We start from the raw sequence: 12,712 nt of genomic DNA, 5'->3' as shown, positions 1-12,712 counted from the left end.
GAATTCCTTTGCCCGGCGCTCATATCCCCATGAGATCAGTGTCTGAACGGTCGTCAACTAGAGTCATTAGTTAACCGCAACCCGTTCACGCGATCGAAGGGCACGCCATGGCAGCTCCACCGGATCCGCCGCCGGCGACCGGGCGCCAACGCGCGGGACGGCCCGCCTCCCGTCCCGCCAAGCTGAGCCGGGACGGGATCATCGACGGCGCCCTGACGTTTCTGGATCGCGAGGGCTGGGACGCGCTGACCATCAACGCGCTGGCGATGCAGCTCGGCACCAAGGGGCCGTCGCTGTACAACCACGTCGACAGCCTGGAAGACCTGCGGCGCGCGGTGCGGATCCGCGTCATCGACGACATCATCACGATGCTCAACCGGGTCGGCGAGGGCCGTGCCCGCGATGACGCGGTGCTCGTGATGGCCGGCGCCTACCGCAGCTACGCCCACCACCACCCCGGCCGCTACTCCGCCTTCACGCGGATGCCGCTGGGCGGCGACGATCCCGAATACACCTCCGCGACACGCGGCGCGGCCGCACCGGTGATCGCCGTGCTGTCCTCCTACGGCCTGGACGGCGAGGCGGCCTTTCACGCGGCTATCGAGTTCTGGTCCGCGATGCACGGCTTCGTCCTGCTGGAGATGACCGGTGTGATGGACGAGATCGACACCGACGCGTTGTTCTCCGACATGGTGCTTCGGCTGGCGGCGGGCCTGGAAAGGCGCACCGCCGCCGACGGTGCCCTGCACTAGCCGGAGCGCGTTTCCCGGCGATCGGCACGAGCGCCGCCGTCGCTTTGACCTGCGAGACCGGCGGCGGGTATTGTGGTCCCTCGTGCCTGGCGGCTTACGGCGCCTAACCGTAAGGGAGTGGATGCCGGGCGAATTCGCGTGTCCACGAAGCATCGGGCCAAGCCCGGTGCGCAGCGCATGCGACACACCCGGACGCGGGGTGATGCGGCCGGACATAACTGCAGTACCCAGACTTGAGAACGCTCGAAGTACGCCGAACACGAACACAGAAAGCCTCCTAGATGCCAACCATTCAGCAGCTGGTCCGCAAGGGTCGCCGCGACAAGGTCGCCAAGGTCAAGACCGCGGCCCTGAAGGGCAGCCCGCAGCGCCGTGGCGTATGCACCCGCGTGTACACCACCACCCCGAAGAAGCCGAACTCGGCGCTTCGGAAGGTCGCCCGCGTGAAGCTGACGAGCCAGGTTGAGGTCACCGCCTACATTCCCGGCGAAGGCCACAACCTGCAGGAGCACTCGATGGTGCTGGTCCGCGGTGGCCGTGTGAAGGACCTCCCCGGTGTCCGGTACAAGATCATCCGCGGTTCGCTCGACACCCAGGGCGTCAAGAACCGCAAGCAGGCGCGCAGCCGTTACGGCGCCAAGAAGGAGAAGAGCTGATGCCGCGCAAGGGGCCCGCGCCGAAGCGTCCGCTGGTCAATGACCCGGTTTACGGGTCGCAGCTGGTGACGCAGCTGGTGAACAAAGTTCTGCTGGACGGGAAGAAATCGCTGGCCGAACGCATTGTTTATGGAGCGCTCGAGAACGCCCGGGAAAAGACGGGTACCGACCCGGTGATCACGCTCAAGCGCGCGATGGACAACGTCAAGCCCTCCCTCGAGGTGCGCAGCCGCCGCGTCGGTGGCGCCACGTACCAGGTCCCCGTCGAGGTGCGTCCGGATCGCTCCGTGACGCTGGCTCTGCGTTGGTTGGTCAGCTTCTCCAAGCAACGCCGTGAGAAGACCATGGTCGAGCGGCTGGCCAACGAGATCCTGGATGCCAGCAATGGCCTCGGGGCCGCCGTCAAGCGGCGCGAGGACACCCACAAGATGGCCGAGGCCAACCGCGCCTTCGCGCACTATCGCTGGTAGGGGCTCAACGACGCCCAAGGCAGTGTCGCCGGGCGCCAACCGACAGCGAACTAACCAAGCAATCGAAAGAGTGGGAAGACTTCTGTGGCACAGAAGGACGTGCTGACCGACCTGACCAAGGTCCGCAACATCGGCATCATGGCGCACATCGACGCCGGCAAGACGACGACGACCGAGCGCATCCTCTACTACACCGGTATCAGCTACAAGATCGGTGAGGTGCACGACGGCGCCGCCACCATGGACTGGATGGAGCAGGAGCAGGAGCGGGGGATCACCATCACCTCCGCGGCCACCACCTGCTTCTGGAAAGACAACCAGATCAACATCATCGACACCCCCGGGCACGTCGACTTCACCGTCGAGGTGGAGCGCAGCCTGCGCGTGCTCGACGGTGCCGTGGCCGTCTTCGACGGCAAGGAAGGTGTCGAGCCGCAGTCCGAGCAGGTCTGGCGGCAGGCCGACAAGTACGACGTCCCGCGTATCTGCTTCGTCAACAAGATGGACAAGATCGGGGCCGACTTCTACTTCTCCGTGAAGACCATGGAGGAGCGGCTCGGCGCCAACGCCATCCCGATTCAGCTGCCCGTCGGCTCCGAGGGTGACTTCGAGGGCATCGTCGACCTGGTCGAGATGAACGCCAAGGTGTGGCGCGGCGAGACGAAGCTGGGCGAAACCTACGACACCATCGCGATCCCGGCCGAGCTGGCCGAGAAGGCCGAGGAGTACCGCACCAAGCTGCTCGAGGCCGTCGCCGAGACCGACGAGGCGCTGCTGGACAAGTACCTCGGCGGCGAGGAGCTCACGGTCGACGAGATCAAGGGCGCCATCCGCAAGCTGACCATCAGCTCGGAGGCATATCCGGTGCTGTGCGGCAGCGCGTTCAAGAACAAGGGCGTGCAGCCGATGCTCGACGCCGTCATCGACTACCTGCCGTCTCCGCTGGATGTGCCGCCTGCCGTGGGCCACGCTCCGGGCAAGGAGGACGAAGAGGTCACCCGCAACCCGTCGACCGACGAGCCGTTCTCCGCGCTCGCGTTCAAGGTCGCGACGCACCCCTTCTTCGGCAAGCTGACCTACGTCCGGGTGTACTCGGGCAAGGTCGACTCCGGCAGCCAGGTCATCAACGCCACCAAGGGCAAGAAGGAGCGGCTGGGCAAGCTGTTCCAGATGCACTCCAACAAGGAGAACCCGGTGGAGACCGCCTCGGCGGGGCACATCTACGCGGTGATCGGGCTCAAGGACACCACCACCGGTGACACTTTGAGCGACCCGAACCAGCAGATCGTGCTGGAGTCGATGACCTTCCCCGACCCGGTCATCGAGGTGGCCATCGAGCCCAAGACGAAGAGCGACCAGGAGAAGCTGTCGCTGTCGATCCAGAAGCTCGCCGAGGAGGACCCGACGTTCAAGGTGCACCTGGATCAGGAGACCGGCCAGACCGTGATCGGCGGGATGGGCGAGCTGCACCTGGACATCCTGGTGGACCGGATGCGCCGCGAGTTCAAGGTCGAGGCCAACGTCGGTAAGCCGCAGGTGGCTTACAAGGAGACCATCCGGCGGGTGGCGCAGAACGTCGAGTTCACCCACAAGAAGCAGACGGGTGGCTCGGGCCAGTTCGCGAAGGTCATCATCAACCTGGAGCCGTTCACCGGCGAAGACGGTGCAACCTACGAGTTCGAGAACAAGGTCACCGGTGGCCGCATCCCGCGCGAGTACATCCCGTCGGTGGACGCCGGAGCCCAGGACGCGATGCAGTACGGCGTGCTGGCCGGCTACCCGCTGGTGAACTTGAAGGTCACTCTGCTCGACGGGGCGTTCCACGAGGTCGACTCGTCGGAGATGGCGTTCAAGATCGCCGGTTCGCAGGTGCTGAAAAAGGCTGCGCAGCAAGCGCAGCCGGTGATCCTGGAACCGATCATGGCCGTCGAGGTCACCACACCCGAGGACTACATGGGTGACGTGATCGGCGACCTGAACTCCCGCCGTGGCCAGATCCAGGCCATGGAGGAGCGAAGCGGTGCGCGCGTCGTCAAGGCGCATGTGCCGCTGTCGGAGATGTTCGGCTACGTCGGCGACCTGAGGTCCAAGACTCAAGGCCGGGCGAATTACTCCATGGTGTTCGACTCGTACGCCGAAGTGCCGGCGAACGTGTCGAAGGAGATCATCGCCAAAGCGACGGGTCAGTAAAAATCTGCTGGGAGTAATCTTGCCGGGTCATTGGAATGCCTGGGACGCGGCACAACTGAAAACACCAACACTGCTTTAACAAGCACCAACTAGTCCAGGAGGACACAGAAGTGGCGAAGGCGAAGTTCGAGCGGACGAAGCCGCACGTCAACATCGGGACCATTGGTCACGTTGACCACGGCAAGACCACGCTGACCGCGGCTATCACCAAGGTTCTGCACGACAAGTACCCCAACCTGAACGAGTCCCGCGCGTTCGACCAGATCGACAACGCGCCCGAGGAGCGTCAGCGCGGTATCACCATCAACATCTCCCACGTGGAGTACCAGACCGAGAAGCGTCACTACGCCCACGTGGACGCCCCGGGTCACGCGGACTACATCAAGAACATGATCACCGGTGCGGCCCAGATGGACGGCGCCATCCTGGTGGTGGCCGCCACCGACGGCCCGATGCCGCAGACCCGTGAGCACGTGCTGCTGGCCCGTCAGGTCGGCGTGCCCTACATCCTGGTCGCGCTGAACAAGGCCGACATGGTCGACGACGAGGAGTTGCTCGAGCTCGTCGAGATGGAGGTCCGCGAACTGCTGGCCGCCCAGGAGTTCGACGAGGACGCCCCGGTCGTGCGGGTGTCGGCGCTCAAGGCGCTCGAGGGCGACGCCAAGTGGGTCGAGTCCGTCGAGCAGCTGATGGAGGCCGTCGACGAGTCGATCCCGGACCCGGTCCGCGAGACGGAGAAGCCGTTCCTGATGCCCGTCGAGGACGTCTTCACCATCACCGGTCGTGGCACGGTGGTCACCGGTCGTGTCGAGCGCGGCATCATCAACGTCAACGAAGAGGTCGAGATCGTCGGTATCAAGCCGACCAGCACCAAGACCACCGTCACCGGTGTGGAGATGTTCCGCAAGCTGCTCGACCAGGGTCAGGCCGGCGACAACGTCGGGCTGCTGCTGCGTGGTATCAAGCGTGAGGACGTCGAGCGCGGTCAGGTCGTGACCAAGCCCGGCACCACCACCCCGCACACCGAGTTCGAGGGCCAGGTCTACATCCTGTCCAAGGACGAGGGCGGCCGGCACACGCCGTTCTTCAACAACTACCGTCCGCAGTTCTACTTCCGCACCACCGACGTGACCGGTGTGGTGACGCTGCCGGAGGGCACCGAAATGGTGATGCCCGGTGACAACACCAACATCTCGGTGAAGCTGATCCAGCCCGTCGCCATGGACGACGGTCTGCGGTTCGCGATCCGCGAGGGTGGCCGCACCGTCGGCGCCGGCCGGGTCGTCAAGATCATCAAGTAATCTCGCAGCACCGCAAAGCCCGGATTGCCGACTCGGCAATCCGGGCTTTGCGCGTTGGGCGGGCTGGGACCAAAGCGGACGAGTCCCTGCGGCGGTGGCGCGACCTGGTTTAGGATTTGCCCATCTTTTCCTGACCGTAGCGTTGCGGGGGGTTGGCAATGTCGTTCGTTCAAGCGACGCCCGAATTCGTCGAGGCCGCGGCGGGGGACCTGGCCAGCATCGGGTCGACGATCACCTCTGCCAACACCGCCGCGATGGGTCCGACGTCGAGCGTGCTGGCTCCCGGCGCCGACGAGGTGTCGGTGAGCATCGCCGCGCTCTTCGATGCGCACTCCCAGGTGTATCAGGCGCTCAGCGCCCAGGCGACCGCGTTTCACAGCCAGTTCGTGGAGTTGATGAACGGCGGTGCGGCGCAGTACGCGTTCGCCGAGGCCGCCAACACCGCCCCGCTGCAGGCCGCGGCGGCCCAGGCGTCGGTGGCCGCGCAGGTACCGGCGGTGAGCGCCGGCGCCGTGGGTACGTCCGCGCCGGCCGCGCCCGCCGGACCGCTGGCGGCGGGGATGGCGCCGGCCGCCGCGCCGCCTGCACCGGCCGGCCCGCCGGTTGCGGCCGCACCGACGGGATCGGCGACGCTGGCCTCGGCCACCACGCCGGCCGGCGTGGCGCGGGTGGTGACACCGGCTTACGCGCCGGCCAGTTCTGCCGCCACCGTCCAGCCGGCGGCATCGCCGGTATCGGTGGCGACACCGGCCGCCGCTCCCGCCGCGGCCGCGCAGGCCGGGGTGCCGCCGCAGACCTCCGCGGCCCCGGCGATGCCGGTGTCGGCGCGCGCCGTACCGCACGCCGAGGCCGCCGCGCAGCCGGGGCCCCCGGCGGGCACGCCGGTCAAACGGGTGCCGGTCGTGCCCCCCGAACGGTGACCTGACGCGGTTTGCGCGTAATTCGTTCGCCGCGGCCCGGTGAGCGCTAATCTGACACCGATTCCCCAGCAAGCCGAGGAGGGGCATGTGTTAGCGCGCTACCTGAAGGCACAGTTGATCGTTTTGCTGTGCGGCGGCCTGGTCGGACCGATCTTTCTGATCGTGTACTTCAACCTGGGGCAAGACAGCCTGCTGCAGTGGATGTTCTACGTCGGTCTGCTGGTCACCGTGGCCGACGTGTTGGTCGCGCTCGCGTTGGCGAACTACGGCGCCAAGTCGTCGGCCAAGGCGGCCGCGCTCGAGCAGAACGGGGTGCTGGCGCTCGCGCAGATCACCGGGATCACCGAAACCGGAACGTGGGTGAACAACCAGCAGGTCGTCAAAGTGCGCCTGCACATCGCCGGTCCCGGAATCCTGCCGTTCGACAGCGAAGACCGGGTGATCGCCAGCGTCACCCGGCTCGGCAACCTCAACGCCCGCAAGGTGGTGGTCCTGGTCAACCCCACCACCAGCGAATACCGGATCGACTGGGAGCGAAGCGCTTTGGTCAACGGGCTGGTGCCCGCGCAGTTCACCGTGGCCGAGGACAACAAGACCTACGACCTCAGCGGGCAGGCCGGCCCGCTGATGGAAATCCTGCAGATCCTCAAGGCCAACAACGTCGCGCTCAATCAGATGGTCGACATCCGGTCGAACCCGGCCCTGCGCGGCCAGATCCAGGCGGTGGTCCGCCGAGCGGTCGAACAGCAGACCCCTGCCCCGCAACCGGCTCCGGCCGGCGCGCCCGCCGCGGTGGTCACGCCTCCCGAGCCGTCGATCGCGGCGCGGTTGCAAGAACTGAAGGATCTGCACGCCAGCGGGGCGCTGACCGACGACGAATACGCCAGCCGGCGCGCGTCGATCATCTCCGAAATCTAGGCGCCCGTCCGGCAACGCCGGGTGAATTAGAACACGTTTCAGTTGCGCTGCTAGCCTGGCTTGATCTATCGGCGGTCGAAGGGGTTACACGTGGCTGGACAGGCCGGATCACTGCAGGGACGGGTCGCATTCATCACCGGTGCCGCCCGCGGGCAGGGACGCTCGCACGCCGTGCGGCTGGCCCGCGAAGGCGCCGACATCATCGCGCTCGACATCTGCGGGCCGGCGTCCGCAAGCGTGACCTACCCGCCGGCCACCCGCGAAGACCTCGACGAGACCGCCCGCCTGGTGGAGAACGAGGGGCGCAAGGTCTTGAGCCGCGAGGTCGACATCCGCGACGACGCCGCGCTTCGGGATCTCGTCGCCGACGGGATCGAGCAGTTCGGCCGGCTCGACGTCGTGGTGGCCAACGCCGGAGTGCTGAGCTGGGGCCGCATTTGGGAGCTGACCGACGAGCAGTGGGACGCGGTCATCGGGGTCAACCTGACCGGCACCTGGCGCACGCTGCGCGCCACCGTGCCCGCGATGATCGACGCGGGAAACGGCGGCTCCATAATCGTGGTCAGCTCGTCGGCGGGTATCAAGGCCACACCGGGCAACGGCCACTACTCGGCCAGCAAACACGGGCTCACGGCGCTCACCAACACGCTCGCCATCGAGCTCGGCGAATTCGGCATCCGGGTCAACTCCATCCACCCGTACTCGGTGGACACCCCGATGATCGAACCCGAGGCGATGATGGAGATTTTCGCCAAGCATCCCACCTTCGTCCACAGCTTTCCGCCAATGCCGGTGCAGCCCAACGGATTCATGGCGGCCGATGAAGTGGCCAACGTGGTGGCGTGGCTCGCCGGCGAAGGCTCGGGCACCCTGACCGGCACGCAGATCCCCGTGGATAAGGGTGCACTCAAGTACTGAGCGGCCATCGTGCTAAGAACACCACGTGAGTAGTGACGAAAGCGCCAACAACGGGATCGTGATCGTCGGCGGCGGATTGGCCGCCGCGCGCACCGCCGAGCAGCTGCGGAAGGCGGAGTATTCCGGGCCCATCACGATCGTCAGCGACGAGGCGCACCTGCCCTACGACCGCCCGCCGCTGTCCAAAGAGGTGCTGCGCAAAGAGGTCGACGACACCGCGCTCAAACCGCGCGAGTGGTACGACGAGAACGGCATCACCCTGCGACTGGGGTCGGCCGCGACGAGCCTGGACACCGCCGCGCAGACGGTGACTCTGGACGACGGGACGACGCTTAGCTACGCCGAACTCGTCATCGCCACCGGCCTGGTGCCCCGCCGCATCCCGGCCATCCCGGATCTCGAGGGCATCCGCGTGCTGCGGTCCTTCGACGAGAGCCTGGCGCTGCGCGAGCACGCGTCGGCGGCGCAACGCGCCGTGGTCATCGGCGCCGGCTTCATCGGCTGCGAGGTGGCGGCCAGCCTGCGCAGCCTGGGCGTGGACGTGGTGCTGGTGGAGCCGCAGCCGACGCCGCTGGCCGCAGTGCTCGGCGAGCAGATCGGGCAGCTGGTCGCGCGGCTGCACCGTGCCGAAGGTGTCGACGTTCGCCTCGGGGTCGGGGTGGCCGAGGTGCGCGGCGACTCGCACGTCGAGGCGGTGGTGCTGAGCGACGGTACCGAATTGCCGGCCGACATCGTGGTGGTCGGCATCGGGTCGCGCCCGGCGACCGAATGGCTTGAAGGCAGCGGCGTCGAGGTCGACAACGGCGTCATCTGCGACGAGGCCGGACGCACCAGCGCGCCGAACGTCTGGGCCCTCGGCGACGTCGCATCGTGGCGTGACGCGACGGGACACCAAGGGCGCGTGGAACATTGGAGCAACGTCGCCGATCAGGCACGGGCCGTGGTGCCCGCGTTGCTGGGTCAGGACGTGCCGTCGGTGGTGGTCGTCCCCTACTTCTGGAGCGACCAATACGACGTCAAGATCCAGTGCCTGGGTGAGCCGGAAGCCGGCGACATCGTCCATATCGTCGAGGACGACGGCCGCAAGTTCCTTGCCTACTACGAACGCGACGGGGCGCTGGTCGGGGTGGTCGGCGGTGGGATGCCCGGCAAGGTAATGAAGGTTCGGGCCAAGATCGCCGCGGCCGTACCCATCGCGGAAGTGCTTGGCTGACACGGACTTTCGCTCGCTCGACTGCGCCGGATCATTGCCAGTCCACCGGCGGGCCATGCGGATGACATTCGCCCAGCACCTGCGGACCGCCCCCCGGCCAGACGCGGGCACGCACCAGGAACTTGATCGGTGCGCCCGGCCCGTCACGCGCGGGCTCCATCGTGAGGTGGACGAACGGCGAGCGCGCATCGGCGCACGCGGCCAGCGAGTCCAGATGGGCGCGCACGGCGCCGCGTTCCTCGGCGGACAGATACTGCCAGGTGATCGAATGCCACAGGACAGTCAGCGCCCCGTCGGCCAGCGTCAGGCCGGCGACCGCGTCGGCCGCCGTGCGGCGCTCGAGCACGGCCGGGACCCGGCGGGCCACCTCGATGGCGCCGCGCAGCCGCGCCAGCCGGGCACCCTGATCGGGCCACACGTAGCTCAGCACCGTCAGCTCCCCGTCGGCGTCACCGACGTCGACGGGCGCGATGTCATAGCCGTGGCGCGCCACGATCCGCACGTCGCGCCGGGGTGGCAGGGCGCCGCGCCATGCGTCGTCGATGGTCACCGGCGAGTCGTCCGGCCCCCACTGCCCACCGGCGAACCCGTAGCGGTAGTGATCCCCGCGCAGGTTCAGTCCTGCGCTCGACCCGATCTCGTAAAGCCTTATCGGCAAGCCGAATTCGTGGTTGATGTGCAGCAGCCCGCCGATCAGGGCGGCCGATCGGCCCACCTCGTTGGTCTGCGGTGGGTGGCCGAGCGCCGCGCGCAGCATGTCGACGTGACCGGCGGCCGTGTCGAGGATTTCCGGCCAGGCGGACCGGGCGTCCCACCGGCCCCCGGTGCTGGGGTAGAAGCGGCGTAACCGCGCCGCCCGGCCGTCGAGCACCAGTCGGTGTAGCCCGCCGAGCAACCGCAGCGGCACCGCGTCGCGCGACGGCGCGTCCTCGCGCCCGGACAAGACGGTCGCGAAGACACCGCCGGCTTCGACGTCGCCGGCCACCAACTCGAACAGCTCGCCATACATCGGCGATCCCGACGAGGCGCAGAAGCTGCCCTGTGACCGCAGGGTGTGCAGCAGGTGCTCGGCCGTCACCTGCCCCACCCGTCCAGCCCCGCGCCAACGACGTCGAAGGCATTGCCCAGGGCGACCGGCAGCGGTACGGATTCGTCGCTCAGCCAGTGCTCGTATGCCGACAAGGCCACCCCGAGCATCGTCCAGGCGACCGTCTGGGGCGCCAGATCGGTGGTCTTGCAGTCCAGCCGGCGCGCCACGAATCCCGCGATCACCTCCCGCCAGCCCGCATACATCGTCATCGAATACGCTTGCAGCTCAGCGGTTTGCAGGATCACCCGCATGCGCTGCCGGTGGCGGGCCATCTCGGATTCGTCAAAGGTGTTGAACGCCAACAACGCAGCGCGCAGCGCATCGCCCAGGCGCACGTCAGCATCGACGTCGTCGAGCAAATCGCGCAGGTGGGCAAGGTGGTTGTCGAAGTCGCCCCACGGAATGGCGTTCTTGGATGCGTAATACCGGAACAGGGTCCGGCGGGAGATGCCCGCGGCCTCGGCGACATCGTCGACGCTCACGTCGGCGAAACCGCGGGCCGCGAACATGTCGATCGCGACGTCGGTGATGTGGTGCGGGGTGGTCGAGCGGCGCCTGCCCACCCGCGGCTGCGGCACCATCAGACCCCGCCCTTCCATTTCGGCACTCGATGCCATATTCTGACGGCGAGTGTGACTCAGCTCCCATCGTTGTCAAGACCGGACGAAAGGCAAGCCCCGTGGACCACGAGACCGAAACCGACACCCAGCTCGTCGCCGAGACCCTGGTCGAAGAGGTGTCCATCGACGGCATGTGCGGGGTCTACTGACCGTGCCCGCGCCCGCGCAGGCTCGGACGCCGACGTCGTTCGATCCTGATCGCGGCTGGCGATTGCACCCGCAGGTGGCGGTTCGGCCGGAACCGTTCGGCGCGCTGCTCTACCACTTCGGTACCCGCAAGCTGTCGTTCCTGAAGAACCGCACCATCCTCACCGTGGTGCAGTCGCTGGCCGACCACGCCGACGTCCGGGCCGCCTGCCGCGCGGCGGGAGTGGACGACGCCGCGCAGGCGCCGTATCTGCACGCGCTGGGGGTGCTCGTCGAGTCCAACATGCTGGTGCCCCGGAAGGACGATCAATGACAACAGCGGCCCCTGTACCCCGGCTGATCGAGCAGTTCGAGCGCGGGCTGGACGCGCCGATCTGCCTCACCTGGGAGCTGACGTACGCCTGCAACCTCGCCTGTGTGCACTGCCTGTCGTCGTCGGGCAAGCGGGATCCGCGAGAGCTGTCCACCCGTCAGTGCATGGACATCATCGATGAGCTGGAACGCATGCAGGTGTTCTACGTCAACATCGGTGGCGGGGAACCCACTGTGCGCCCGGACTTCTGGGAGCTGGTCGACTACGCGACCGAACACCACGTCGGCGTGAAATTCTCCACGAACGGCGTCCGGATCACACCCGAGGTCGCCGCTCGGCTGGCCGCCAGCGACTACGTCGACGTGCAGATCTCGCTGGACGGCGCCACCGCCGAGGTCAACGACGCCGTCCGCGGGCCCGGATCGTTCGACATGGCGGTGCGAGCGCTGGAAAACCTTGCCGACGCCGGTTTCTCCGACGCCAAGATCTCCGTGGTCGTCACCCGGCACAACGTCGACCAACTCGACGAATTCGCCGCGCTGGCAAGCCGTTACGGCGCCACGCTGCGCATCACCCGGCTCCGCCCGTCCGGGCGTGGCGCCGATGTCTGGGAGGAACTGCACCCCACCGCCGACCAGCAGGTCCAGTTGTATGACTGGCTGGTCGCCAAGGGCGAGCGGGTGCTCACCGGCGACTCGTTCTTCCACCTCGCTCCGCTCGGCCAATCCGGCGCCCTGGCCGGTCTGAACATGTGCGGCGCTGGTCGCGTCGTGTGCCTGATCGACCCGGTCGGCGACGTCTACGCGTGCCCGTTCGCCATCCACGACCGCTTCCTGGCCGGAAACGTATTGTCCGACAGCGGTTTCTCCAACGTCTGGAAAAACGCCCCGCTGTTCCGCGAGCTGCGCGAGCCCCAGTCGGCGGGCGCCTGCGGCAGCTGCGGGCACTACGACAGCTGCCGGGGCGGATGCATGGCCGCCAAATTCTTCACCGGCCTGCCGCTGGACGGACCGGACCCCGAATGCGTACAGGGCCACAGCGTCACGGCGCTGGCGCACGACCGCGAGACGCCGCGTCCCCGCGCCGATCACTCCCGCGGCAAGCGCATCCGCCAGCCGGTGCCGCTCACGCTGTCGCTGCGACCACCGGCGGTCACGCCGGCCGCGCCGCCTGCGCGCATGTGTAACGAAAGCCCGGTGTAGCG

General features: G+C 67.5%; 14 protein-coding genes. 12 read left to right on the top strand and 2 right to left on the bottom strand.

All coding sequences use genetic code 11. From position 1 onward, the window contains the following. Window positions 1-107 precede the first annotated feature (107 nt). The 9 genes from AC5Y7E_RS05465 to AC5Y7E_RS05425 all read left to right on the top strand — a co-directional run bounded on the left by AC5Y7E_RS05465 (window position 108) and on the right by AC5Y7E_RS05425 (window position 9,338). Window positions 108-752, top strand: a complete 645-nt coding sequence (locus tag AC5Y7E_RS05465; RefSeq protein WP_499947877.1) for a TetR/AcrR family transcriptional regulator — start codon at window positions 108-110, stop codon at window positions 750-752. 281 nt (window positions 753-1,033) lie between these two features. Beyond that, entirely contained in the window at window positions 1,034-1,408 is a 375-nt protein-coding gene (gene rpsL / locus AC5Y7E_RS05460) for a 30S ribosomal protein S12 (RefSeq protein ID WP_007767794.1), read from the top strand. Next, on the top strand, window positions 1,408-1,878 hold the full coding sequence (gene rpsG / locus AC5Y7E_RS05455; protein WP_007767793.1) for a 30S ribosomal protein S7: 471 nt from the start codon (window positions 1,408-1,410) through the stop codon (window positions 1,876-1,878). The genes rpsL and rpsG overlap by 1 nt, the downstream gene beginning before the upstream one ends. Window positions 1,879-1,962: 84 nt before the next feature. After that, the gene (fusA, locus tag AC5Y7E_RS05450) at window positions 1,963-4,068 is read left to right on the top strand and encodes an elongation factor G (protein WP_499947873.1); all 2,106 of its coding nucleotides are present in this window, start codon (window positions 1,963-1,965) and stop codon (window positions 4,066-4,068) included. A gap of 110 nt (window positions 4,069-4,178) precedes the next feature. Then, a complete protein-coding gene (tuf, locus tag AC5Y7E_RS05445) occupies window positions 4,179-5,369 on the top strand; it encodes an elongation factor Tu (RefSeq protein WP_044483827.1) in 1,191 nt (396 codons plus the stop codon). Between the two features lie 158 nt (window positions 5,370-5,527). After that, the gene (locus AC5Y7E_RS05440) at window positions 5,528-6,289 is read left to right on the top strand and encodes a PE family protein (RefSeq protein WP_499947869.1); all 762 of its coding nucleotides are present in this window, start codon (window positions 5,528-5,530) and stop codon (window positions 6,287-6,289) included. A gap of 87 nt (window positions 6,290-6,376) precedes the next feature. Beyond that, window positions 6,377-7,207, top strand: coding sequence for an SHOCT domain-containing protein (locus tag AC5Y7E_RS05435; protein ID WP_499918268.1), 831 nt, complete (start codon window positions 6,377-6,379; stop codon window positions 7,205-7,207). A 90-nt stretch (window positions 7,208-7,297) separates the two neighbouring features. Then, a complete protein-coding gene (locus tag AC5Y7E_RS05430; RefSeq protein ID WP_499947867.1) occupies window positions 7,298-8,125 on the top strand; it encodes a mycofactocin-coupled SDR family oxidoreductase in 828 nt (275 codons plus the stop codon). 25 nt (window positions 8,126-8,150) lie between these two features. Next, the gene (locus tag AC5Y7E_RS05425; RefSeq protein WP_499947865.1) at window positions 8,151-9,338 is read left to right on the top strand and encodes an NAD(P)/FAD-dependent oxidoreductase; all 1,188 of its coding nucleotides are present in this window, start codon (window positions 8,151-8,153) and stop codon (window positions 9,336-9,338) included. Between the two features lie 31 nt (window positions 9,339-9,369). Here AC5Y7E_RS05425 and AC5Y7E_RS05420 read toward each other — a convergent pair whose 3' ends face one another. Both AC5Y7E_RS05420 and mftR read right to left on the bottom strand, forming a co-directional pair. Continuing rightward, a complete protein-coding gene (locus tag AC5Y7E_RS05420) occupies window positions 9,370-10,416 on the bottom strand; it encodes a DUF2332 domain-containing protein (protein WP_499947863.1) in 1,047 nt (348 codons plus the stop codon). Next, window positions 10,413-11,009, bottom strand: coding sequence for a mycofactocin system transcriptional regulator MftR (gene mftR / locus AC5Y7E_RS05415; RefSeq protein ID WP_499948313.1), 597 nt, complete (start codon window positions 11,007-11,009; stop codon window positions 10,413-10,415). The genes AC5Y7E_RS05420 and mftR overlap by 4 nt, the downstream gene beginning before the upstream one ends. Before the next feature lie 98 nt (window positions 11,010-11,107). On the opposite strand from mftR, the gene mftA reads away from it, so the two are divergent. Genes mftA through mftC form a run of 3 tightly spaced genes read left to right on the top strand, consistent with a single transcriptional unit; the run spans window position 11,108 to window position 12,710 of the window. Continuing rightward, on the top strand, window positions 11,108-11,197 hold the full coding sequence (gene mftA, locus AC5Y7E_RS05410; RefSeq protein ID WP_463832414.1) for a mycofactocin precursor MftA: 90 nt from the start codon (window positions 11,108-11,110) through the stop codon (window positions 11,195-11,197). Beyond that, entirely contained in the window at window positions 11,182-11,508 is a 327-nt protein-coding gene (gene mftB / locus AC5Y7E_RS05405) for a mycofactocin biosynthesis chaperone MftB (protein WP_499918202.1), read from the top strand. The genes mftA and mftB overlap by 16 nt, the downstream gene beginning before the upstream one ends. Next, window positions 11,505-12,710, top strand: a complete 1,206-nt coding sequence (gene mftC, locus AC5Y7E_RS05400; protein ID WP_499947861.1) for a mycofactocin radical SAM maturase — start codon at window positions 11,505-11,507, stop codon at window positions 12,708-12,710. Before mftB ends, mftC begins: the two co-directional genes overlap by 4 nt. The last annotated feature ends 2 nt before the right edge of the window (window positions 12,711-12,712 follow it).

This window comes from Mycobacterium sp. NGS17, assembly GCF_059813205.1.
This window is presented reverse-complemented; position numbering and strand designations above follow the sequence as displayed.